Source organism: Chitinophaga sp. MM2321, assembly GCF_964033635.1.
Taxonomy (GTDB): Bacteria; Bacteroidota; Bacteroidia; order Chitinophagales; family Chitinophagaceae; genus Chitinophaga.
In genome coordinates this window covers 1,176,179-1,201,387 of sequence record NZ_OZ035533.1, presented here as the reverse complement: position 1 = coordinate 1,201,387, position 25,209 = coordinate 1,176,179, and the positions used below count along the sequence as shown (strand labels likewise).

The following is a 25,209-nucleotide window of genomic DNA, read 5'->3' as shown; positions in this document are numbered from 1 at the left end:
GTACTGCTATTGCAGTAACTGGTTAATGCGTACGAAATGATATCCTTTACCTTTCAATGCGGTGATCAGTTCATCCAGGCGATTGTAAAATTTATCGGTACGTTCGGGATCAGTGCCGATATGCAACAGTAACATAAAGCCATTCAATCCGTTTGGATGACTGGTATCATACTGCATAATCGATTGATATATTTCTTCAGAAGAACGATAACTTTTGTTCATAGATGGTGTGGTATAATCCGCATTGGAACGGGTCCCCGGCGTGAAGTTCACGAGTTGCAACCCTTCTTCCTTCGTCCATTTTGCAATGGTGTTGTTATGCCATTCATAAGGTGGTAAAAAATAAGGGGCCGCCGTTTTTTTGATACCAAGTGCTGCCATCTTGCGATAGTTGGCGGCAAGATCGCTGCGGAACTGATCCTGTGTTATCAGCGTGCTGTCGCGGTTTTTCCAGTCGCAATACAAGGGATGCTGATCGGAATGCGGCCCCAGGTAATGCCCGTCTGCTTTCAGTTGTTTGAGCAGCGGTTGAAACCGGGGATTGGCATAAAATTTTCCGGTGAGAAAAAATGCGGCGGGTACTTTTTGCTGCCGCAATACCTGGCGAATGACAGCACCGCCATCACCAAATTCATCACCGGTAAAAACCAGCGTCAGCTCCTTGCGGCTGGTATCACCACGGATCACAGCGCCTTCCACATAAGTACGTGATTTCCCGGAGGTATGTTTACGTCCTTCATTATCTTTTGCTGCCAGCAGGTATACCAGTGAAGCCGTACCATCCATCGTTGGTTCATTGGTACTGTAGTCACCAAAATCATCGTGATATACAGCCAGGTCGCTTTGAAAGTCTGCATAAACATCGGGCTTAGATAAACGGATACCAAGAAGATTATTGTAGATGTTCGTATATACAGGACCGTCTACCAGTCCCCCATCAATCGGGTAGTGTCCCAGGTGGGTGAAAGCCGAATGCGGATCTTCCGGAGTGTCGCCATGAGCGGGCAATCCATATACCATACTGGTACCCCAGGGATTGCAGCCAAACAGCCAGTCGAAATTGGCCTGTTCCAGTTCTGCGTAGGCATTGCTGCCGGTCAGTTGCCGGTACCAGTAGCACTGAATAGCAAAAGAAGTAGTGAGATTATTACTGCACCAGATAAAAGGAATGTAGCGGTAAAATGCATTGGTCTTTGCTTTCTCCCAAACCCGGTCGATACCGGTTTTGTAATAACCGGTAACCGTTTGCCGCTGCGTCTTGTTTAGTTCTTTGGCCAGTTCATAGTGTCCAAGATTGATGAATGGATACCATTGGTAATGATTAGCGGTATCCCTACCGAGCCAGGGTGTTACTTTTTCCTGCGCGGCATAATCCAACGCCTGCTGCCGGTATTTATCGGTACGGGTAGTACGATATAACGATGCTGCCGCCAGCTCCATATCATCTACCCAGTTATCTTCTGCATAAATATAGGGAGAAAGCACAGAGGCCGTCTGGCAAACACCCGGCTGCTTTACGCCCATCGCATACGCCGACAACGCCCTTTCCTGCAAGGTATGTGCATAAGCCGGATCATTCTCTTTCAGCAATGTATATCCCAATGCAAAAGCACTGGAAAATTTACCGGCAGTAGATGCTACCCCGGTAGCTTTGTTCTTGTATTTCCCTAATCCCTGCGGTTGCCCGGTACAGAAATATACCGGTCGCTCAAAACCTTTACCATAAAAATCATCTTCTTTTGGAAGGCGCATTCCGTGATGGTCACGATCATCCGCTATCTGGTTAAACATCCAGTTTTCACGCGGATGCATTTTCAGCAACCAGTCCAGTCCCCAGCGGGCTTCATCCAATACATCTGCTACATGGTTGCTGCCTTCCAGTCCGTTTGCAGCATAGTGATCTGCAAATACACGTGGAAAATCGCGGTAAGCGGCCAGCAGGTGGTAGGTGGCATTGGCGGAAGTGGTGGAATATTGCAGGTAGTCGCTGGCATCATGCCAGCCACCTGCTACGTCTATGTGTGTACTGTCGGGCATAGGGCCATACATCGTATAGCCGTCATGGGTATGACAGGAATCTTTCAGAAACGGGTTAAAGAAGCTGCGTTGCTGCCGCATATACCGCAGGGCAAAATCAGCTGTACCGGCATATACGTCGTCGGCTATACGAAAAACAGGCGATTTCCATTCACCCGTCTGCAAATAATATACACCAGGGCGTTTGAATGCCGTAAAATCAAGCCGCGCCGTCTGATTAAATGGACCATACTTTCCGAATGATTTACCGGTACGACCGGTAAACACCACTTTCGCTGTAGCGGAATCCACCAGTTGAAAAGTGGCAGGAACAGCGGCGTCCTTGCTTCCCCATACAGCTACCTTTATACCGCCGGGCAAGTATCCCAGCTGGTTGATCCTGATCCAGGAAGCAGGCGTAGCAAGGCTTTCAAAAGAACATATCCCCGTGAGCAGCAACGCGCTGAAAATATATCTTAACAGGTATTTCATCTTCATAAAATTTATAACATCCGGTCAGCTCATATGCACACCATCCATATAAACCCCATTGATTTCAAAATTGCGGTTAAAGATGACAAGGTCGCCACGGCATCCCGGCTCAATCTTTCCCCGGTCTTTCATCCCCATAAGGTTAGCCGGATAAGCAGTGGCCATGCGTAACGCCTCATCCAGCGGGATATTGGCGTGTTCCACACAACGCTGCACTGCCCGCAGGAGCGTTAACCGCGATCCCGACAAGGTACCATCCGGTAAAGTAAAACGATCTTTCTGCGCCACATGTATATAAGCGCCTGATGTATTTGTTTCTACAGCATCTGTGATAAGGAACAATCTTTCTCCCAGCAACTTTTTACTGATCATAAGGGTGTTATCATCCACATGAATGCCGTCTGCAATAATACTGGCATATACGGAGGCAGCCCTGAAAGTAGCGCCCGGCAAGCCTGTATCGCGGTGATGTACCGGCGACATAGCATTGAATAAATGCGTCACGGTACGGATGCCATTCATGAAGCCTGCTGCTGCCTGCTCAAAAGTTGCGTTGCTATGCCCCGCAGATACCACCACGCCCCGCTCCTGTAACAACCGGATAATAACCGGATCACACATTTCAGGCGCCACCGTCATCATCTTTACCACGCCATTGGCCGCGGCCAGCAAGGCTTCCACCTCTTCCCGCTTCGGGCGTTTGATATACGCGGGAATATGCGCGCCCTTTTTCTCCGGGTTGATATAAGGCCCTTCCAGGTGCAGTCCCAACAATGCCGGGTGCGGGTTTTCCCGTGCTACCTGTATGGCTTCCATAAATATCTCCATGGAGTTGGTGGCTAATGTCAACAGGAAACCGGTGGTACCACTTTTTATCAACGCCGTTGTCATAGCGGCCAGGGCAGCTGCTGATGGCTTGTTGGAAAACAGGTAACCACCGCCGCCATAGATTTGCAGGTCTATCAATCCGGGTGCAATAAGCAGGTCAGTACAATCTTTTGTTTCCACATCAGCGGGTACATCCGCGGGATCTACCAGCGAATGCACCCGGCCCTGTGCAATCAATAATGTTTTACCGGTAACAACCTGTGCGCCGGTGAAAATAGTTCCGTTTGTGAAGGCAGTGAGCATATGATATTTTTAATTCCACCCCGGGTTCTGTTTCAAGTCTACCCCCTGGTCTTTGTACAGTTTAATCTGATCCAAAGGCAAAGGATCCAGGTACACTTTCGGGTCACTAAAGATACGTTGAGATCCGGCTTGTACCGCCGGCATGATATAACCTTCTGCTGCATTATTTTCCAACACTACGTTCAGCTCCGGTGGATAGTCCGATTTTTTGATCCAGGCGCCCAGGTTGATATCCTTGTTGGCTTTGGTATCGGTGTACGCCAGCTTGCCCCAGCGCCGAAGGTCATCATACCGGATGCCTTCCATCATCATTTCTATGCGGCGTTCCCGGCGGATCTCCCATATCATGGCGGGTACGGCAGGATCGCGGCGCGGATCGTCGTATACCGTTCCGTTTACGGCCGGTAACACGCCCACTACCTGCAACGGCGGAATATTGACTCCCGCCCTGCTTCTCAACTGGTTAATGGAACGGTCCAGATCAGATTGGGTGACCGTACCCAACTCGGCGCAGGCTTCTGCATAATTCAGCAATACTTCTCCATAACGGATCACAGGCGCATCTGTAGGATTCAATAAAGACGTGCCTTCCAGCTTATCCTTGATATCATCATTCAGAAATTTCAACACGGCATAACCGGTAGTAGAAGGCTGGCCAATCAATCCATTCAAACGTAATACCTGCACAAAAGTCCCGTACATACGCGGGTCCCTGTCTGTCATTACATCGGCTATCTGCTTATCTCCTTTGTACAACGGTGATATACCCACCGGCAAACCATCTTTACAGAGATAAGATTCAACGGCATTTTTGCTGGCGCCTGTTTGTCCTTCAGTATTCACATAGCTCATGAGACAATGGGTCAGCAAGCCCGTTTCATACCGGCGATAGAGGATCATTTCAGGATTACCGCCCAGATCCAGGGAGCTGAACAGCGCACGATAATCCGGTCCTACTGCATAGCCTCCATCCGTCATTACTTTATCGGCCGCCCACTTCGCGGCTTCCAGGTATTCCTTTGCTTTGGCGCTATTGTTATCACGGTATTTCATCCAGGTGCCTTCAAATAAAAATACTTTTGACATAAATGCCAGCACCACATATTTATTCACCGTCAATCCTTTTTCGCCATCACTTGCACGCACATTTTCGGCGGCGAATTTAAAATCTGCCAGCACACTATCCATTACTACCGCACGCGGATCCCGCGGACGAAACAACTCCTGCGTATCGTTTTCGTCCAACACCTTTCCATACCAGGGCATATCTCCAAACTTTCTCACCAATGCCGAATATTCCATTCCCCTGAAAAAACGGCCCACTCCTTCCCAGTGTTTGATGGCTTCTTCTTCCATCGGTACCAGGTGAATCCTATCGATGAACAGGTTCGCTTTTCTTACGTTGGTAAAGCTCCAGCCGGTGCTGGTGGCAGGAACATTCTGTGTAAACTGCGAAGGTGCGGTGGGCGCAAAGTCATCATTGAGCGACTGCCCAGAGAAATACTTACCCCACGTCCATCCTGAACCATAACCCGTAAAATAGATCGGGTAAAAACCCCACGCAAATGTTCTTACACTCTGTTCATTGGCCCAGTATTCAGGGTCTGTCATTTTATCGGGCGGAAGCCTCGTCAGAAAATCATCCACCTTGTTCTTACATGCACCTGCCAGCAGTAAGAAGAACAGCAACAAGTATATTTTCTTATCCATCCTGATTTTTTTTAGCTGTTAAAAGGTTACCTGTAAACCACCTGAAAATGTCCGGCGGTAAGGATAAACACGTCCAAATCCGCCGGGGTCATTATCCAGCTGCGACTGACTGAAATCAATTTCCGGATCAATGGGTGCCTTCAGGTGATCAAATTCAAAAAGATTTTCTCCGCTGAAATAGATGCGTACCCGCTCCAGGTGCATCCTGTTGGTCACCTGCTTCGGTAGTGTATACCCTACCGTTATATTCTTCATTCTCAGGTAAGCCATGTTCAGCAAATACCTTGTTTGCGGCTGATAGTTCCACCGGTTGATCGATTCATCATAAGATGCCGGGCGGGGATAAAATGCACCGGTATTTTGCGGGGTCCAGTAGTCCATTCCATTTTTATACCACGCTTCGCTGGCATTAAATCCGGGAAAAACAAGCGGACCACTTCCCCAGAACTCGCGTTTGCCTACGCCCTGGAAAAACAGATCCAGATCAAACCCTTTCCAGTCGGCACTGACACGCAACCCATACATGTAACGGGGCGTTGAATTACCGATGATCCTTTTATCACCCGGATCATCTACTGTATTGGAACCATTGAAGATGACGGAATCACCATTGAGGTCTTTATATTTCACATCTCCGGGACCAAAGAAAAAGGGTGCTTCTTCCATTTTCTTTTGAGAAGCAACGCCGGGTTTATAGATCCAGTGCCCGTTTCCATCCTTGCCCTGGAAATCATCTTCCGTAAATAATCTATCTGTTTCATATCCCCATATCTCTCCTACTGTCATGCCTTCATAGTAAGTACCATTCGCTTCTTCGATGGTACCCGGCAACGACCTTGTTTTGCTGGAAAAGCGGGTGATTTTTTCTTTTACATCAGATAAAGATGCGGTTACACCCAGGTGCAGGCCATTGTTAAAAGTATGATTGAAATCCACTGCCAGTTCCCATCCTGTTCCCTGCATCTCGCCATAATTTCTTACGGGCGAAGTAGCGCCAAAGGAAGAAGGAAGTGTAACACCGGGAGAAATCATATTACTGGTAGTACGTTTGAACCAGTCGAATGTAATCCCTACTTTATCATCCAGCAACCGTGCATCTGCGCCTACATCAATTGTTTTGATGGTTTCCCAGGTAAGCACCGGCGAGAGTACGGTAGGCGTACTTAAAGTAACCTGGTTGCTGGCGGGCAATAACCAGTTGGAATTGGAAGCACTCATGATAGACAGGAAACGGTTAGTACCTACTACCTGGTTACCGATAGCACCATAAGATCCCCTTACTTTAAAGAACGATAATGCAGGACGGATGGCGCGCATAAAAGACTCTTCACTCAACACATAACCTGCGGATACAGATGGAAAGAAACCCCACTGCTGATCACGCGGAAACCGCGATGAGCCATCATACCGGCCGTTTACTTCCAACAGGTATTTATCTTTGTAAGCATAATTCAAACGACCGAAAAACCCAAGGGTAGACCAGGCATTATTGGTGCCATCTACAAACTGGTCGCCGGTAGCTAACTGTAATTCACCTTTATCCGGTGACAACAAGCCCCTGCGTTCGGATGACTGGTCTGTATACTCATACAGCTCTATATCACCACCAGCTATTATTTTAAAGGAATGATCCTGAATATCCTTTTTGTAAGTGGCAAATGCTTTGCCTGTATTCACATTACTCCATGCAGAAAAATACCGTGCCTTGTTATACGAAGTATTCTGGTATTGTGTATACTCCAGGTCTTCGCCATTAAATGCCCAGAAGTTCCAGCCCATGGTGCCGCCGCCTGTCTGATGCAGATGCCTGTTGGTAGAAGAATAAGTGTAGTCTGCATCAATGGTCAATCCGTCTATTACCTTGATAGTACCGCCTACCGATAACCGGGAGAGATTATTTTTATCGCGGTCCAGTTTTGCCTGTTCCACATCGTTGGGTGTACCCCTGAATTTTTTCCCTTCATAGGTACCATAAGGATAGGTAGCGGGCCACCGGTAGAGATAAAACCAGGGACTGTAGGTAGCACTGCCGAAGTTGAACGGGCTCACATTTTCCGAGTTGGAGATCAGTACTTTGCCGCGTATATCCAGCCATTTATTCACGGTAGAATTGATACCGAGGTTCAGGTTATAGCGGGTATATTTATCAGGGTTTACTTTGATCACGCCTTTCTGTCCGAGATAGCCCAGGCCCAGGTTGTAGCTAGTGCTGGCACTGCCGCCGCTTACATTTATATCATGTTTTTGTTGTGGCGACCAGTCGCGCATATACATTTTGCCGGCATCCCAGGGGCGGTAGAAGAAAAGTTTACCACCGAGAATGTCAAAGTCGCGGCCCTTCACCATTTCATCGCCCAGGTCTTGTCCGCCGTATTGTTTTTCCCAGTCTTTTATTTTTTCAATGGATGCTTCGTTATACCACATTCCTAATACACCAAATTGTTTGGCATCAGGATCGGCCCTGCGTAGTGCGGTGAGCGTGGCTTCCGCGCCTTCAGCACCGGAGGCTATTTTTGGCAGCACCGTAGGCTTGGCCCATGAAATATTATTGGAGTAAGTGATGCGGGCGGGCGTTCCTTTTTTACCTGTTTTTGTGGTGATGAGTACTACTCCGAATGCAGCACGTGTACCATAAATAGAAGAAGATGCCGCATCTTTCAGGACGGAGATAGACTCAATATCTTCGGGGTTGATCATCTGTAAACTGGGTATCTCTACGTTATCTACCAGTATCAAAGGTTTGGCGCCGGCGGAACCAGTGTTGAGCGAGCCATGCAATCCTCTCAGCCTGATCCTGGGTTCCTGTCCCAGGTCGCCGGAGATCGTGGTGATCGTTAATCCCGGTACCACACCTTGCAGACCACGCGCCACATCGGTGATAGGCCGCGAGCCCAGGTTTTTTCGTACATCCACGGTCGTTACAGCGCCGGTAAGGTCCATTTTCTTCTGTGTGCCGTAACCTACCACCACAATGTCATTCAGACCGGTCACATCTACCTGCAGGATGATATTGAGCGATGACTCACCGGTTACCCGTACTTCCTGTGTTTGAAAACCTAAAGAAGAAAAGAGGAGCACCGCCCCCTTTTCCACTGTGATGGTATAGTTGCCTTCCGCATCAGTAGATGTGCCTTTATTACTGCCTTTAATACGCACATTCACACCGGGTAAACCTTCTCCGCTTTTCGCGGTGACCTTACCTGAAACCGGTAACGGTTTTGATTGTTCCCGGTCTACCAGCGGTAATGCCGGGGTTTTCAGTGCAGGCGGGTTATTGTTTTTTAACAGGATGATATGGAGGTCATTCTGTTTGAACAGAATTTGCCGGGCATCGAGCAAGTGGTGTAAAATTTTATCTACCGATGTTTCTCTCACCTTTACGGTGACCCGTTCACCGAGCCATAGCTGGTCGGGGTTGTAGACAAAATTAAACCGGGTAGCTGCTTCAATTTTCTTCAGTACCTCTTTTACAGGTTCGTTCTCTACGGCAAGGCTGATCCTGACATCCTTCAGCGTTTGCGCATGGGATGTATGTGCTTCCAGGGTGGCAGAAAGCAGGCAGACGAACAGGGTAACCAGAGATGAGTAGCGCATAAGCTTTAGCAGGATTCGGAGAGAGGACTGTCTGAAAGGCATGAACGCCGCATGCCTGCCGGGCATACGCTCCCCTTTTGTAAAAATTTGCATAGTTTTACATGGGTTTTATTATTTTTTGGAAGATAGAACTCGCCTGAACCGCCCTGTTACAGCAGGACGGTTCTTTTTATTTCGCCTGATTATAAACATGTGAATGATCAGCGCCCATCATGGCGGCTTAGCAGGAAGCAGTAACATAGTATATCTCTTTTGGTTGTTTAATGACTATTGTCCGGGCAGCCTTTTCCGGTAAGCGTAACGGTGGTTTGTTTTTCGTTGATGGTATACCGTATATTATTCACCGTGCAGATTACATCCAGCAGTTTTTCCAGGCTGGTGTTGTCATCAAAGCTGGCGGTGTAGCGGCAATTGCACAGGGCATCATCTTTGAACAGGAATTGTACACCGTACCAGCGTTCCAGCTCTTCTGCTATTGCCGACATTTTTTCTTCGTCAAATTTTATCTTACCGGTTGTCCAGGCTACGCAGGCAGTGGTGTCTACCACTGTTTTGGCAAATGCCTGCCGGCGTTTATTATAGTTGATCTGCTGTGCCGGCAGCAAAACGTCCAGTACTTTCAGTGAGTCGGTTACCCTTACGCTGCCGCTTATAACGGTAACGGCTATATGTTCCGCATCGTCGTAAGCGTCAATATTGAAAGAAGTTCCCAATACGGTGGTGGTTAATCCGCCGCTGTGTACCAGGAATGGTTTTCCTGCATCGGGATGGATCTCAAAGAAAGCTTTTCCTTCCAGGAAAACTTCCCTGTTTTTTCCGTCAAATTTCTCCGGGTAACGGAGCTTGCTGGCTGCATGTAACCATACAACGGAGCTGTCCGGCAACGTAACCTTTACCTGTTGGCGGATGGCGGTTGTTTTTTCCAGGAATGCCAGCGGTTGTACACGCGACTGCTGCCAGCCATAGGCCAGTAATGCTATGCCTGTTATGAGAGCTGCGGCCAGTTTCCACCATTGGTAACGCCGCCGTAACGGTATCACGGGGGTGGTTGCTTCACTTGGGAAATAGAGCGGCGTGTGTGCATCACCGGTATCCGGCTGCCACTCTGCCTCTTCCCAGCTGCGCGACAACAGTGATCTGATCTGCGCTTCGTCGGGAAGCGTATTCACCAGGGTAAAAAATGCCTGTAGCTCTTCCCTGCTGCTTTGATTGCGCAGGTAACGCCCATACAGGTATTTCAGTTGTTCGTTGTCTTCCAAGGGCAGGTAATTAGATGATCATAAAAGCAATACCATATATAGCTATACAACGGCCGGAAGGGATATAACTAGTTGGCGGACATTTTTTTCAAAACCATTCCGCAATCAACAGGGCAATGAGGAAGCTGGCCAGATCGGCATGGGTGTGAATATAGTTACGTACAAGGCGGAGCGCCTCTACGAGGTGATTGTTCACGGTATATTTGGAGATTTTTAATCGTTGGGCAATTTCTTCATGTGTCAGTTCATCATGACGGCTTAAACAATAGATCAGTTTTTTTTGTGGCGGCAATTTTTCAATAGCGGCCCGGTACACCTGTTGCAGTTCTTTCAGCAGCAGTTCTTCTTCCGTCGTGTTCCGCATGGCTTCCATGCGCTGGTACACGTTTTCCTGCAATTGCTGTTCCCGCGCAGTTTTCTTTATAAAATTCAATACATGGTGCAGGGTAGCCTTTTTGATGTAGGCGCCGAAGTGCAGATCAGGATTAATCTGTTCTCTCTTCAACCATAAACGAATAAATACCATTTGCACGATCTCGTGCGCTGTTTCCTTTGATTTTGTAAGATTACAGGCATACGAAAAGATATTGCCCCGGTAGTGATCATAGATCTCCCGGAAAGCATCTTTATCTCCTTTTATCACTCTTCTGATGAGATCGGGTTCGTTTGGTACAGCGTACTCCATCCTCGGATATATTGATGTGTTATGAGAAAACAAAAAGATTATGGTATGGCGGTCGGAATCTCTGATTACAGGCTTGGAAGTGAAAAATAGGAAAAGATTTGCAAAATGCAAAGAGATAGGTTAACAACAACAGGGGGAGGATATTAAAACGCACCCCCTACTCTCTTCTGCTTTCTACCGTATATACGAAACTATCGGCCCGGTAATAGCCCACGTTGTATTCGATGGGGCGCTCACCCTGATCGTATACAAACCGTTTTCTGAAAAGGATAGGACTACCCGGTTCCAGTTCCAGTTTGGCGGCAATAAATTTATCCGCTGTTTTAGCACTGATTTCTTCTTTGGATAAAGTAGCGATTACCATGTAATCTTTTTCGAGGATATCATATAGCTGCCGTTTAAAATCCTCTTCTCCTGTAAGTCCTACCCGTGGATGGAAATAGGAAATAAAATAAACGAACGGGCCTTCTGTCTTGCCCCGCAGCCTTTCCAGTTTCAGGATCTTTTTAGTAGGACTGATCTCAAAAAAATTGGCAATGTTTTCATCGGGTGTTACCCAGGTAACATGCAATTCAAAATTTTTAATCGCGATACCGCGTGCATTCATTTCCTGCGTGAAGCTGAGCCAGTTTTTTGATTTTGAACTGATGGTGGGTGCAGCCACTTTTGTACCTACGCCTTTTTTTCTGACCAGCAATCCTTCGTACACCAGTTTATTTAATGCATGCCGCAAAGTAGACCTGGATATCGCCAGCTGTTTTGCTAACTGTACTTCATTCGGCAAAAATTTTCCATCGGCATACTGTTGGTCCTTAATCATGGAACGCAACAGGTTTTCCGCCTGAACATGCAGTGGCAGGGGATTTTTATGATCTATGCTAAAATACATGTGTGCAAAGCAACTGGAAAAATATCAAAAAAAGCATTTTACAGCCGCATTTTTTAAAGTATGTATAATCAAACACAGCGGAAAGCAGACAAGAATATTTTATATATCAATAAAAAATATTTTTAAAAGAGATGTATATCAGATATTAATAAAAAAACAAATCCTTTATTTACCGTCCAAAAACATTTTTTGCTAATATAGCCACATGTTTATATGTTTGTACATATTACCCAGTCAACCAGCATATGAAAAAGACCTTACTCATCACCGTGATAACCGTTTTGCTGACACCCGTCATCTTTTCTCTGCAAACACACGCACAAACGAAGGATCCTGGTACGCTGGCAAAATCTATATTGGCAGACAGCCGGCTTGATACCATACAAGCCCGCGCCCTGCAATTACTCACTGGTCTTTCCGCTGGCACCTCCTACGGAGAAGTATGGATCAGGGATCTCAACACTTTTATCAAAGGCTCCCTACAGGTACTTCCCAAAGAAAAAGTAAAAGAGATGTTGCTGTTATTCTTCAAAATGCAGGGCAGCAACGGCGATATCGTAGATGGTTTTATCGATAAAAAAAAGGCTTACGTTGGCTATGAATACCGTTACTCCGACCTGGCGCCGGAATGGGCTGCGCATAAAAACACCGTGGAAACAGACCAGGAATCATCCCTGATACAGGCCATCAGAAAATATATTGACATTACCGGCGACCAATCCATTCTGACGGAAGAAGTAGCCGGCAAAACAGTATTGCAACGGATGGACAACGCGCTGTCATACCTGCTGAAAGAAAGATGGTCTGCCAAATACGGGCTGATCACCGGCGCTACTACTGTCGACTGGGGCGATGTACAACCGGAAACAGGCTGGGGAGTACGCATAAACGATAAAACAAAATGGGCGATTGATATCTACGACAACGCCATGTTTGTCATCGCCATCAAAGATTTTCTTGCCATAAAACCCGATAACTATACATCTACAAAGAACTGGGGAGAAGTGGCCGCCGGTATCCGGAAAAATGTCCGCAAATATTTATGGCAACCTGCTGCCCAAAAATATATTCCACATCTCTATTTAAACGGCAGCCCGTTTTCAAAAACATTCAACGAAGCAGCGATTTTATATACAGGCGGCTCTACCTGCGCTATCCTGGCCGGTTTTCATAATAAGGAAGAAATAGCTGCCATTAACAGGCAGATGGTACAGGCGGCAGCAAAAGAAAAATACGCCACTATCGGCATAACGGTATATCCACCATACCCCGCTGCGGAATTTCCCAATATGCATCCTTATGTGTATCAGAATGCCGGCGACTGGACCTGGTTTGGCGGACGCATGATCCAGGCACTGATTGCGAATGGATTTATAAATGAAGCGGTTGATGAACTCAATCCCATGATAGAACGGGTTATCGCACACAAAGGCTTTTATGAATGGTATGATGTTCAAACAGGCGCAGCCAAAGGATCGGGCGATTTCCGGGGAGAAGCCGGCGTGCTCTATGATGCCATCACACTTTTGAAACATTGGGCTACAAACCATCAGTAAAAATAAACAAATACAACACTAGCATTGTTAGGATTTACAACCAGAAACCATTTCGCTAAACCAATTTGCTAAATCGATTAAATAACAATAAAACCCAGGTATTTCTCAATCAGACTATTCATTCATTTGTTTAGTATCCTATCATTATAGCGTACAGGGCCGTACCCTGCAGTCATACTGTCGTAACGCAGATACAGTCTTGCCATTCAAGTATTCCATCATCTTTAAAGACTTGTTATGAAAAGAAAATTATTCTACTCCTACTTGCTTGCATGTATTTTCTTCTCTCTACATGCAACGGCTCAGCTTAAAGTAAGCGGCAGGGTCACCAATGCAACAGACGCGACGCCACTACCCAATGTAACAATTGCGATCAAGGGCACAGCCAGTGGTACCATTACGAATGTCGATGGCGCTTTTACTATCGAGGTACCCAACGCTAACGCCGTCCTCAGCTTTTCGTTCACCGGGTTTGCCACCCAAGACATCAGGGTCGGCAATCAAACTACCCTGAACGTCGCTTTGCAAGAGCAGATCAGTAATTTAACCGACGTTGTGGTAATAGGTTATGGTACCGTGAAAAAAAGTGACCTGACCGGTGCAGTTACCACTATCAAGGCTGAACAACTGATGGACAAACCAGTCCCCAATGTTTCACAGGCATTACAAGGTAAAATAGCCGGTGTGGATGTAAACATTAACAGCAGCGCCCCGGGGCAGGCTGCAAAAGTTCGTGTACGCGGTATCGGTTCCATCAACTCCAACGTTGATCCGTTGTATGTAGTAGATGGTGTAATCGGGATAGATGGTAACTCCATCAACCCGAATGATATTGCTTCCCTGGAAGTATTGAAAGATGCTTCCTCCACTGCTATCTTCGGGGCCAGGGGCGCCAACGGCGTCATCCTGATCACCACCAAGCGGGGAAAGATCGGTCCAACAGAAGTAACCTACCAGGGCGATGTAAACGTAAGCACCCTGGCTTCACATCTGCGCACCTTAAACTCGGACGAATTTGTAAAAGTATATAACGAGGCATTTGTCAATGCCACCAAGTTTGATCCGTTGGGTGGAACATGGGCGCCGCCGGCAGCACTCAACCATACCAACTTCCCGCTGTTGTTTGATGCGAACGACAAACCACTTTACAACACCAACTGGGAAAAAGAAGTATACAAGCCAGCAGTATCCAACAGCCACCAGCTGAATGTGCAGGGGGGTAATGAGAAAACACTCTACAGCCTGTCACTCGGCTATCTCGATCAGAATGGTCTGATGATGGAGTCCTGGTTCAAAAGATATTCCGCCAGGCTTACTTTCGACAGTGATGTAACAAAATGGTTGAAAATAGGTGGAAACATTTCCTATGTTTCCAGTAAACAAAGAGTGGTATCAGATGGTAATGGTTCATTGAATGTACCGCGCATGGTGACAGAAGAAGTGCCCATTGTACCCATCCGCTATCCTGATGGCAGCTGGGCAGGAAACAATGATATTGCCGGACTGGAAGGCGGCCCTAACCCGGTGCATATTGCCCAGAACAGGTACACCCTGAATAATACGTCACAAACATCGGGGGATGCTTACCTGCTGTTTCATATCACCAAAGACCTGGACTTCAAAACGGATTTTGGTTATTTCCTGAATGATCAGAAAAATAACTTTTATTCTGCCGGTGATTTGCCGCACTTATCACAGGATCAGGGTGGTGTTGCCCGTATTTCTACCTACACCAATAAATACTGGCAATCTGAAAACTACCTGACCTACACAAAAAAATTCAATGAAAATAACAGCATGACCGCCTTACTGGGTATGTCTTTCCAGGAATTCAAACAGGAATATGCCAATGTGGAAACACAGAATTTCATTGATGACTTCTTCCAGTGGGACTTCCTCGCAGCAGGATCTGTACGTTCCACCTCAGAATCCCAGGATTACAGATGGGCCATGAACTCTTACTTCGCCCGTGTTACGTATAACCTGATGGACAAATACCTGTTTACCGCAACTGGTAGATATGATGGTTCCTCAAAATTCGGTGCAAATAATAAATACGCCTTCTTCCCTTCAGTAGGTGCTGCATGGCGTGTATCACAGGAAGAATTCCTGAAAGGTAGTAGTACCATCAACAATTTAAAGCTCCGCGCCAGCTATGGTGTTTCCGGTAACCAGGAAATTGGTCAGTACCAGAGCATTGCCCAGATCCAGCCCAACCAGGTTGTACTGGCCGGTGCCAACCAATCCAGCCTGTTACCCAGCTACATCGGTAACGCGAATCTTAAATGGGAACGTTCACTACAGTTTGATGCCGGTCTGGAACTGATGATGCTGGATAACCGCATTAACCTGAATGTGGATTTCTACACGCGTACTACAAAAGACCTCTTACTGGCAGCGCCTATTCCATGGTCTGCCGGTATGGCAACAGCCAATGTGTACAAGAACGTGGGTTCCGTTAGAAATACCGGTCTGGAAGTAAACTTACAGACCATGAATATTAAAACACCCAACTTCACCTGGTCTACCAACTTCATTTTTGCGACCAATAAAAATGAAATACTTAAACTCAATAACGGGAACGCAGATATTTTCCCCGGCCCTAATTTCCTGGGTCAGACAAATGTGCTGCGTGTAGGCTCACCAATTGGATCATTCTACGGTATGACAAGACTGGGTACCTATAGCTCAGACGAAGGCGCAGAAGCCGCCAAGTACAGCTTGAAACCCGGCGACCGGAAATATATCTATAATGCAGACGGCAGCCCTTATTACAGTATTATCGGCCGCGCTTATCCAAGATGGACAGGTACTTTCAGCAGTACGTTTAAATACAGACAACTTGATTTCACCTTTGACATCCGGTTTGTACAGGGTGTAAACACAGCCGCTACCTTCAAACATTCAACAGAAGACCGTCAAACCCTGTCCAATAGCCTTGCAACAGTACTGGATGGCTGGACACCGGACCATCAGAATACTTCCATAGCACAGGTACGTAGCTATAAATTCACACAGGACTCCCATTTTGATACCTGGTGGGTAGAAGACGGTTCTTATATCCGTGGGCAGAACTTTACACTCGGTTATACTTTTCCGCCATCATTTACAGAAAGAACCAAGATCAACCGCTTCCGTATCTACGCCAGTGTACAAAACCTTTTCCTGATCACCAAGTATACAGGCTATGACCCTGAAGTAGACACGTTTAACTCAGGTTATGGCGCCAATACCGCCTTTTCTCAAAACATCGACTTCTTCCCCTATCCACACCCACGTGTATGGAACCTGGGCGTAAATGTCGGTTTTTAAGAAAACACCGTGTAACCGTTAACGTGATATTTTTCGTTGTACAAAAAAATTAGCATATGAAAACGACTAAACATATATTCTTAGCATTGGTGGTGTTGATGAGTTTTTCCTGCAAAAAATTCCTGGAGGAAAAGCCTACTAATTTCATCTCCCCCGATGCTAACCTCACCAGCGCCAAAGTAGCCACGGCTTATGCCAATGGCTGTTATCAGAACCTCCAGGGTTTACTAAACGGACAGTCTGGCTCCTATGGTGGTAATACCTACAACCTGATGGAGTTCATGACGGGGAAAGCTAACAGTGACCTGGGACAAACAGGCTATGTAAATTTCCAGAATCTTACTTATAACATTACCTCATTTTATGTGGACACCTGGTGGCAGCATTTATACCTGGGTGTAGGGGCATGTAACCTGGCCCTGGAAAAGCTTCCGACTTTTACCACCCTGACAGATGAAGCTAAAACGAATATGCTGGCAGAAGCACATACACTGCGTGCATTCTATTATTTTCACCTGGTAAGGATGTACGGTGCAGTGCCAAAAGTAACCACTGTTCCAACTGACCTGAACCTGAACCTGCCACGCTCAGATGCAAAAGCGATCTATGACAGTATTATCATCCCCGATCTGGAAACAGCTGTAAAATCAACACTGCCCTGGAAAGACGCAAGTGGCAAAGTATCCATGGGATTCGTTCAATCACTGCTGGCAGATGTATACCTTACCTACGCAGGTGCTGCCATCAATGGTGGCAACCAGTACTATGCACTTTCTGCACAACATTCCAAAGAAGTGATAGACAAAGGCGGGTATACTCTTTTTCCTGAATACACAGATATGATCAACCCGGCAAATAAAAATACCAAAGAATTTATTTTCCAGGTACAGTACGCCGCAGCGGTGCCTTCCAGCAACCCGCTCACGCCACTTACTATTCCAAACTTCTCCGGCATATCCAAATATGCGGATGAATACGGCTCCGTATATCCGACCCCGCAGTTTATCAAATCATACCCTGCAGGCGATAAAAGAGTACAGGAAAAACAGTTTTTCTATACCAATTATAAGAAGGTAAATAGTCCTGATATTGTTACTTTTTCCAATCACTACATTTACAAATTTTTTGATGTAAATGCCGTTACCAACACCGCCAAATCAGATCTTAACTATACGCTCTACCGGTTGGCAGATGTGTACCTGTTGTATGCGGAAGCATCTAACCGCGCAGAAGGTACACCTAATCCCAGTGCTATTAGTTATGTAAACGCCATCCGTCAGCGGGCCAAATTAGCCCCTATTGGTGCTTTATCACAGGATGCATTTGAAAAGGAAGTGTGGTTACAACGTTACGATGAACTGTGCTTCGAAAATAAAATGTGGTTCGATATGATACGTACCCGTAAAGTACATAACGACGTGACCGGCAACTGGGATAATTTCATTGGACACACCACCGTTTTTGGCGCCACCTTCGCAGAAAAACAATTACTGTTCCCTGTTCCGAAACAGGAGATAGATGTGAACCCAAATCTGTTACCTAATAATCCCGGCTTCTGACCAGGATTATATGGATTTAAAAGGATTAACCTGATTGATAAGGGAGATTATATAGGTTTTAAAACGATTAACCTGATGGATAGATAAATAAATAGATAAATAGATAGATAGCGGAGCAGGATAAATTATTACATCTGATCTCCGCTACCCATCAGGTTAATCCTTTAAATCATTATAATCTTGGTCTATGACACAAAAGCTATTAAAATTACTGGTGTGCTGCTGTTTCCCCGGCATGGTCAGCATAGCGCAGCAAAAGCACCAACCCTTTACAGGCGTGGAATTGCAGCCTACTGTTGCTTACCTGAAAAATGCCGGCCCCCCCAGCAGGATGGTAAGGCTGGTATTTCATGGCGGACTTAACTATGAAGCAGGCACGCTTCACCTCGCTTTTAATGGAAAACAGGACAGTCTGACTATAGCTACCAACCCCGAAGGCATAGCTTATTATGAAATACCGCTCCCCGGAGAACCGGTAAAAGAGGATACGCAACTATTCATAAAATACCTGGCAAACGGGCAAACCTACACGGCGCGTTGTATGGTATCCCCTACCCGGAAATGGGATGTGTACATCCTGCCGCACTCACATGTAGACATAGGCTATACGAATGTGCAGGCCAAAGTACTGACCATTCATATGAACAACATTGATGAAGCCATTAAAATAGCCCGGAAGTCGGCCGATTACCCCGCAGAAGCCCGTTTCAAGTGGAATACGGAAGCACTTTGGGTGGTAGATCATTATCTCGCAGCAGCAGATGAAGCAAAGAAAACAGCCTTCTGGGAGGCTGTGAAAAAAGGATGGATCAACCTCGACGGTGCTTATGCCAATACCAACACCAGTGCTACCAGCTCCGCCCAATTACTGCACCTCTTTGAAACCGGTGTACAACTCGCCAGCGATCACGGCATCGGCATTCATACCATGTTCCAGGGCGACGTACCCGGCGCCTCATGGGGACTGTCGGCCCAGGCAGACATCACCGGTATCAGGTATTTTCTCAGTGCCCCCAACGCATCAGACCGGATAGGGACCTCCTATGAGTGGCGCGACAAGCCCTTCTATTGGCAATCGCCCTCCGGTGGTCAACGCCTGCTTTTCTGGCAATGCTCTCCCTACTCCATCGGCTATATGTTGAAGGGAAGCAAGATCCCTAATTTTTTTACGGTTGAAGATCCTAAGCCATACTATACCGGTAAACCAAGTGAAAATTTTCTGAATCCTTTTCTCTTTGATTATCTGTCAAAACTCGAACAACAAAACTTTCCCTATAACATGACCCTTCTCACCTGGGCCATGAGTGATAATGCACCATTAGACCCTGAACTGCCCGATGCAGTAAAAGCATGGAATGAACGGTATGCTTCGCCCAGGCTCATCATCACCGCAGTACCGCAGTTTTTCCATGACTTCGAATCGGCTTACAAAGACAAGATCCCGGTCATGTCCGGCGATTATACAGAGTACTGGACAGACGGCATCGCATCCGGCGCACGCGAAACGGCTATCAACAGGAACGCGTCTGACCGGTTGCAACAGGCAGGCGCTATCTGGGCGCTAAGGGGCAAACAAAATTATCCGGTGACGGCATTTAACCAGGCATGGACCAACCTCATCCTATTTAATGAACATACCTGGGGAGCCCATAACAGTGTATCACATCCCGAAGATCCAAAAGCCATCTCACAATGGAAATACAAGCAGGCATTTGCATTGAATGCACAGTTGCAGGCGCAAACATTGCTCGACAGCAGCACAGCGGGCGCCCTCACAAGAACCGGTGAAATAGATGTGTATAACACACTCGCAAAACAACGTACCGGGTTAGTAACCGTGCCGGCTAACATGAGCAGTAACGGTGATCTTGTGAAAGACAACAATGGTAAGAAAGTTCCTTCCCAGCGTCTCAGCACAGGAGAACTGGTTTTTCTTGCTACCGCACTTCCTCCCTTTTCAAAACAACGCTTCACCATCTATCCCGGTGCAGCATATGTATCAAAACGCGCTACCATAAAGGGAAACAGCCTGCAAAACGGCATCTATTCCATTGAAGTGGATGGACAGACCGGCAATATCATCAAATTACAAAAGAGCGGGAGTCCTCAAAACTTCGCTGATTCCGCCGGCCTCAATCAATATAATTACCTGCCGGGCGACTCAGTAGAGAAACTGCAACATGCCGGTAAGGCTACAATCACTATAAAGGAGAAAGGGCCGCTGGTAGTAAGTCTGCTCATAGCAACGCCTGCACCCGGCGCCAATTATCTGAACAGGGAAATAAAACTGGTAGCAGGAACAGACCAGGTAGAACTGATCAATACCATTGATAAAAAAGCAGTAGCTACCAAAGAAAGCGTACACTTTGTATTTCCCTTTCATATCCCCGGCGGACAGGTGAGATACAGCATTCCATGGGGAAGTATTACTGCAGAAGCAGACCAGATAGCACATGCTAACAGGAACTGGTATACGATGCAACGTTGGGTAGATGTGTCCAATAAAGAAGTGGGTGTTACCTGGTCCAGCCCCGATGCCCCCCTGTTTGAAATAGGTCAGTACCCAACCGCAGGGCTGATCGGCGGACTGCATAACTTTCCCGGATGGATCGGGTATACCGAACAGCAGCCCGTCATTTCTTCCTGGGTAATGAATAATTTATGGCATACTAACTTCCGGAGAGAACAGGAAGGCATCACTACTTTTCACTATTACCTGCAGGTACATAACGCTTACGATGCAACGGCCGCCAACTGGTATGGCCTGGAAAATCACCAGCCACTGGTAGTTGCACCGGCAACGGGCGCAGCTACCGCATCGCTCTTTTTTAATATCGCAGGCAAAGATGTGTATGTGGAAAATATTTATCCCGCCAGCAATGGAAAAGGGGTGCTGCTACAACTGGTAAACGCCGCTGAAACACCCACACAGGTGACACTTTCCCCCAAAAACAAAACGGCTGTATTGCAGGTATGGCAAAGCAACTTACTGGAAGAATATAAAGGCACGCCGGGTACTACTTTCACCATACCTGCAAAAGGCGTGATCATGATACGTGTAGAAACGAAATAATAAATATTGATAAGAACAATGAATAAAATGATCGATTCACCTGATAAAACTGGCGCTAACAATACGCATATGACAGGACGAGATGAAACACAACCTTTGCTGCCAATACATATGACAGAGAAGAAGGAAGATGGGTATGACATCTATCCTTTTCATCCGCTTGGCAACAACCAGATACATACCGGCTACCCCTCACTGGCCGCATGGATGGCCACGCAAAAGCTGGTCCTGATAGATGGTTATGTGGGTATATACTGGCATACCGTTCAGGCGTCGCTGGCGCAGCAATTCAACCTGCTGGGATTAAAAGTTACCTGGCACTACACAGCAGCGTTACAAAAAGACGCAGCGTCCATACAACAGCTGGTAGCGCCATTTACAGGCAGTGAAGGAGATGTGTGGGGCACAAAGTGCACATTGGATATAACGGCCTTTTTCGACATGGAAAAGCTGTCTTCCCTCCCATTTGACCAAACAGCTGACCTTAACATTGTAATAGGCACAGGTGCCACACTTACACATCCGCATGCCCCCCTGGTATATCTTGATATACCCAAAAACGAACTGCAATACCGGATGCGCGCAGGCACTGCAAACAACTTCGGCAGCAACAGAAAAGATACTGCAACGGCCACGTATAAACGCTTTTATTTCGTAGACTGGGTTGTACTGAATGCATACAAGCAAACATTGCTGCACAGGATCACGGTGATGGCGGATACCCAATGGCCCGAAAACGTTTCCTGGATGTTCAGCACAGATCTGCTTGCAGGAATAGACCGCATCAGTCACTCCTCCTTCCGCGTGCGGCCCTGGTTTGAACCGGGCGCCTGGGGCGGACAATGGATGAAAGAACATATCGCCGGACTGGACAAATCGGCTGTTAATTATGCCTGGTCGTTTGAAATGATTGTTCCTGAAAATGGCGTGTTGTTGGAAAGCAGCGGCAACATACTGGAGATCCCTTTTGAATGGCTGATGTACTACCGACATGAAGCCATCCTGGGACGGCACGCAACTATTTTCCGGTACGAGTTTCCGATACGGTTCGATTTCCTGGATACTTTTGATGGCGGCAACCTCTCTATTCAATGCCACCCCACCCTGGATTATATCCGGAAAAACTTTGGTGAAACCATTACCCAGGATGAAACATATTATATCCTGGATTGCAAAGATGATGCGGTAGTATATCTTGGCTTCCAGGAAGGAATTGATACCGGCGATCTCAGAACAAAATTGGAAAACAGCCGGGACGAAGGTATACCGCTGGAAGTAGATACCTACATACAGCCACACAAAGCCCGGAAGCATGAACTTTTTCTCATTCCCAATGGCACGGTGCATAGCGCAGGCGCCAATAACATGGTATTGGAGATCAGCGCCACCCCGTACATTTTTACTTTCAAAATGTATGACTGGCTGCGGCCGGGTCTTGATGGTAAATTAAGAGCCATCAACATCGGCCATGCATTTAATAACCTCGACTTCAGCAGACAGGGCGCGGCTGTTAGTGCGCAATTAATATCCCTGCCCACTATTTCGGAGCAGGGTAAAGACTGGCAGTTAATACATCTGCCCACGCATGCCGATCATTTTTACGACGTCCACAGACTGGAGTTTGACACCACCATTACCATCGATACAAAAGGCTGTTGTCTTGTTCTGATGTTGGTGGAAGGCACTTCCATTACGGTAACCGTTGGCAATGAACCGCCGGTGGTATATCATTATGCAGAAACATTTGTATTGCCGGCAGCGGCAGGAATATGTAGTATAAAGAATAACGGAGAGAAAAGGGTGAAGGTGATTAAGGCATTCTTAAAGGAGGAACATCCTGTTTTCAGTAAAATAACTTCCATTCCTATTTCATATGCAGCAACCCAACAATAACCTGGCGCTTACCACGCTGGTCGCCTCTCTTGGCGGTTTCCTTTTTGGATTTGATATGGCGGTAGTATCCGGCATATTGCCTTTCGTGCAGCAACAGTTTGCGTTGTCAGCATCACAGGAAGGTTGGTTTGTATCTTCCGCGTTGGCAGGTTGTATTGCAGGCGTGATCTTCGCCAGTGATATCAGCGACAGGCTGGGCCGAAAGAAACTGTTGTTTCTTTCGGCATTGCTTTTCCTTCTGGCAGCAGTGGGATGTACCTTCATCCGTTCTTTTTCCTGGCTGATCACGGCACGTATCGCCGCCGGTATCGCCGTTGGTATTGCTTCCAGTGTTGTGCCGCTGTACCTCTCTGAAATAGCGCCTGATCATCAGCGGGGGCGATTGGTGACCTTTTATCAACTGGCGGTTACAATCGGAATATTCAGTGCGTATCTGAGTAATGCTTTACTCTTGCAATATGCACCCGGGCATCCGTCATCACCCCATGATTCCTGGTCAGGTATTATTGCCGGGCTGGAAGTATGGCGGAAGATGTTTGGGGTAGGTGTATTTCCCGCAGCCATGTTCCTGTTCGGTATTTTATGGATCCCTGAAAGTCCGCGCTGGTTGAAGCGGCAGCCGGGAGCCCCCGTCACTTCAGCAACAACGGAAGGGAGTTACCGGCAACTGTTTGCACCCCAATATCGCAGGCCCTTACTGATAGCTATATTATTGCCCTTATTTTCCCAGTTCAGTGGTATTAATGCCATCATTTACTACGGCCCGACTATTTTACATAATGCAGGTATCACCCTTAATAATTCTTTATTAAGTCAACTTTTCTTTGGGGCAGCAAATGTTCTTTTTACTTTCATCGCCATCTGGAAAGTAGATAGTCTTGGCAGAAGGCCGTTATATCTTTGGGGAACAGCCGGTGCTACTATCAGCTTAATACTCACGGGTATCTGTTTCTATACCAGCAACACCGGCGGTCTTTATTTACTGCTTTGTGTACTGGCATTCCTGGCCTTCTTTGCCTTCTCCATCGGGCCTTTAAAGTTTGTGATAGCCGCTGAAATTTTTCCGGATGGTATCCGCGCAAAGGCGTTGTCATTAAGTATTATGGTGATGTGGATAGCCGACACAATAGTAGGACAGCTGACGCCTATGCTGTTGCATGCTGCCGGTACCGCACAAACATTCTGGTTTTTCGCCCTCTTCTGCCTGCTGGCATTTATAACGGTGTATAAGCTGATTCCGGAAACAAAAGGACTCTCTATGGAGCAAATCCAGCAACACTGGAATAAAATAATGCATTAAAAAATGACAGGTAAATGAGATGCTCTTCCCCGTATGCCATCCTCAAAAAATACTACCTTCGCTACCACGAAAAGAATGGATAAGGCGATGACACATCTTGATAAGACATTTGAAGAAATAACTTATACCGGAAAAGTAATTGAGGACAGAGAGTTTGAAAATTGTACGTTTAAGAAATGTGATTTCTCTGACAGCGAATTCCCCAATAACAGATTCATAGATTGCACGTTTGAAGCATGCAATCTTTCCATGATGAAATTAAACGGCACCACGCTGAATAATGCGGTATTCACACACTGTAAGATCCTGGGTGTCATCTTTACCGACTGTCACGACTTCCTCTTCAGCGTACGGTTTGAAAACTGTGTATTGGACTATGCTTCTTTCATGAGAAAAAAGATGTTAAAAACGCACTTCATCCACTCTTCTTTAAAAGAAGTAAATTTTAGCCAGGCTAACCTTAGCAATGCCGTTTTTGACGGAACAGATCTGTCGGGCGCGCTTTTCAATACAACCAATCTTACCGGCGCCAACTTTGTTACAGCTTTCAACTATGCCATTGATCCCGAATTAAACACTATTAAAAAAGCCAGTTTTGCTATGCAGGGTCTTCCCGGTCTTTTATTGCGTCATCAGCTAAAAATAGTGTAGCCGTTGCCGTTTCCCCGGCTGTAAGCCCGTTCCCACTATGTTTGTGTTTTCCTGTGATTTGCCTAGATTTGCCATACAGGCAGCTGATA

Annotated in this window: 14 protein-coding genes; 7 read left to right on the top strand and 7 right to left on the bottom strand. The window is 46.7% G+C overall.

The window, feature by feature from the left end; all coding sequences use genetic code 11:
• Positions 1 to 6: 6 nt before the first annotated feature.
• The 7 genes from ABQ275_RS04525 to ABQ275_RS04495 all read right to left on the bottom strand — a co-directional run bounded on the left by ABQ275_RS04525 (position 7) and on the right by ABQ275_RS04495 (position 11,707).
• Positions 7 to 2,508 (bottom strand): glycoside hydrolase family 9 protein, encoded by a 2,502-nt coding sequence (locus tag ABQ275_RS04525; RefSeq protein ID WP_349317085.1) that lies wholly within the window; start codon positions 2,506 to 2,508, stop codon positions 7 to 9.
• 24 nt (positions 2,509 to 2,532) lie between these two features.
• A complete protein-coding gene (gene nagA / locus ABQ275_RS04520) occupies positions 2,533 to 3,639 on the bottom strand; it encodes an N-acetylglucosamine-6-phosphate deacetylase (protein WP_349317084.1) in 1,107 nt (368 codons plus the stop codon).
• Between the two features lie 9 nt (positions 3,640 to 3,648).
• Positions 3,649 to 5,349 (bottom strand): RagB/SusD family nutrient uptake outer membrane protein, encoded by a 1,701-nt coding sequence (locus ABQ275_RS04515; RefSeq protein ID WP_349317083.1) that lies wholly within the window; start codon positions 5,347 to 5,349, stop codon positions 3,649 to 3,651.
• An 18-nt stretch (positions 5,350 to 5,367) separates the two neighbouring features.
• Entirely contained in the window at positions 5,368 to 9,036 is a 3,669-nt protein-coding gene (locus ABQ275_RS04510; RefSeq protein WP_349317082.1) for a TonB-dependent receptor, read from the bottom strand.
• Positions 9,037 to 9,203: 167 nt separating this feature from the next.
• On the bottom strand, positions 9,204 to 10,202 hold the full coding sequence (locus ABQ275_RS04505) for a FecR domain-containing protein (protein WP_349317081.1): 999 nt from the start codon (positions 10,200 to 10,202) through the stop codon (positions 9,204 to 9,206).
• Between the two features lie 88 nt (positions 10,203 to 10,290).
• A complete protein-coding gene (locus ABQ275_RS04500; protein ID WP_349317080.1) occupies positions 10,291 to 10,887 on the bottom strand; it encodes an RNA polymerase sigma-70 factor in 597 nt (198 codons plus the stop codon).
• Between the two features lie 157 nt (positions 10,888 to 11,044).
• Positions 11,045 to 11,707 (bottom strand): GntR family transcriptional regulator, encoded by a 663-nt coding sequence (locus tag ABQ275_RS04495; RefSeq protein ID WP_349317079.1) that lies wholly within the window; start codon positions 11,705 to 11,707, stop codon positions 11,045 to 11,047.
• A gap of 314 nt (positions 11,708 to 12,021) precedes the next feature.
• On the opposite strand from ABQ275_RS04495, the gene ABQ275_RS04490 reads away from it, so the two are divergent.
• From ABQ275_RS04490 to ABQ275_RS04460, 7 genes are all read left to right on the top strand, one after another.
• Entirely contained in the window at positions 12,022 to 13,332 is a 1,311-nt protein-coding gene (locus ABQ275_RS04490) for a GH36-type glycosyl hydrolase domain-containing protein (RefSeq protein WP_349317078.1), read from the top strand.
• 237 nt (positions 13,333 to 13,569) lie between these two features.
• Positions 13,570 to 16,644: a TonB-dependent receptor gene (locus ABQ275_RS04485; protein WP_349317077.1), complete on the top strand. Its 3,075-nt coding sequence runs from the start codon at positions 13,570 to 13,572 to the stop codon at positions 16,642 to 16,644.
• Positions 16,645 to 16,700: 56 nt separating this feature from the next.
• Positions 16,701 to 18,203, top strand: a complete 1,503-nt coding sequence (locus tag ABQ275_RS04480) for a RagB/SusD family nutrient uptake outer membrane protein (RefSeq protein WP_349317076.1) — start codon at positions 16,701 to 16,703, stop codon at positions 18,201 to 18,203.
• 187 nt (positions 18,204 to 18,390) lie between these two features.
• Positions 18,391 to 21,276: a glycoside hydrolase family 38 C-terminal domain-containing protein gene (locus ABQ275_RS04475; protein ID WP_349317075.1), complete on the top strand. Its 2,886-nt coding sequence runs from the start codon at positions 18,391 to 18,393 to the stop codon at positions 21,274 to 21,276.
• Between the two features lie 18 nt (positions 21,277 to 21,294).
• The gene (locus tag ABQ275_RS04470) at positions 21,295 to 23,169 is read left to right on the top strand and encodes a class I mannose-6-phosphate isomerase (RefSeq protein ID WP_349317074.1); all 1,875 of its coding nucleotides are present in this window, start codon (positions 21,295 to 21,297) and stop codon (positions 23,167 to 23,169) included.
• Positions 23,150 to 24,469: an MFS transporter gene (locus ABQ275_RS04465; RefSeq protein ID WP_349317073.1), complete on the top strand. Its 1,320-nt coding sequence runs from the start codon at positions 23,150 to 23,152 to the stop codon at positions 24,467 to 24,469. The genes ABQ275_RS04470 and ABQ275_RS04465 overlap by 20 nt, the downstream gene beginning before the upstream one ends.
• A gap of 33 nt (positions 24,470 to 24,502) precedes the next feature.
• Positions 24,503 to 25,120 carry a pentapeptide repeat-containing protein gene (locus ABQ275_RS04460; RefSeq protein WP_349317072.1) on the top strand — a complete coding sequence of 206 codons (618 nt, stop codon included), beginning with the start codon at positions 24,503 to 24,505 and terminating at the stop codon, positions 25,118 to 25,120.
• Positions 25,121 to 25,209: the final 89 nt, after the last annotated feature.

Bases quoted from the DNA above. Each gene is read 5' to 3' on its own strand.
- ABQ275_RS04525 (WP_349317085.1), bottom strand. From the start codon at position 2,508: ATGAAATACCTGTTAAGATATATTTTCAGCGCGTTGCTGCTCACGGGG.
- nagA (WP_349317084.1), bottom strand. From the start codon at position 3,639: ATGCTCACTGCCTTCACAAACGGAACTATTTTCACCGGCGCACAGGTT.
- ABQ275_RS04515 (WP_349317083.1), bottom strand. From the start codon at position 5,349: ATGGATAAGAAAATATACTTGTTGCTGTTCTTCTTACTGCTGGCAGGT.
- ABQ275_RS04510 (WP_349317082.1), bottom strand. From the start codon at position 9,036: ATGCAAATTTTTACAAAAGGGGAGCGTATGCCCGGCAGGCATGCGGCG.
- ABQ275_RS04500 (WP_349317080.1), bottom strand. From the start codon at position 10,887: ATGGAGTACGCTGTACCAAACGAACCCGATCTCATCAGAAGAGTGATA.
- ABQ275_RS04495 (WP_349317079.1), bottom strand. From the start codon at position 11,707: ATGATTAAGGACCAACAGTATGCCGATGGAAAATTTTTGCCGAATGAA.
- ABQ275_RS04490 (WP_349317078.1), top strand. From the start codon at position 12,022: ATGAAAAAGACCTTACTCATCACCGTGATAACCGTTTTGCTGACACCC.
- ABQ275_RS04485 (WP_349317077.1), top strand. From the start codon at position 13,570: ATGAAAAGAAAATTATTCTACTCCTACTTGCTTGCATGTATTTTCTTC.
- ABQ275_RS04480 (WP_349317076.1), top strand. From the start codon at position 16,701: ATGAAAACGACTAAACATATATTCTTAGCATTGGTGGTGTTGATGAGT.
- ABQ275_RS04475 (WP_349317075.1), top strand. From the start codon at position 18,391: ATGACACAAAAGCTATTAAAATTACTGGTGTGCTGCTGTTTCCCCGGC.
- ABQ275_RS04470 (WP_349317074.1), top strand. From the start codon at position 21,295: ATGAATAAAATGATCGATTCACCTGATAAAACTGGCGCTAACAATACG.
- ABQ275_RS04465 (WP_349317073.1), top strand. From the start codon at position 23,150: ATGCAGCAACCCAACAATAACCTGGCGCTTACCACGCTGGTCGCCTCT.
- ABQ275_RS04460 (WP_349317072.1), top strand. From the start codon at position 24,503: ATGCCATCCTCAAAAAATACTACCTTCGCTACCACGAAAAGAATGGAT.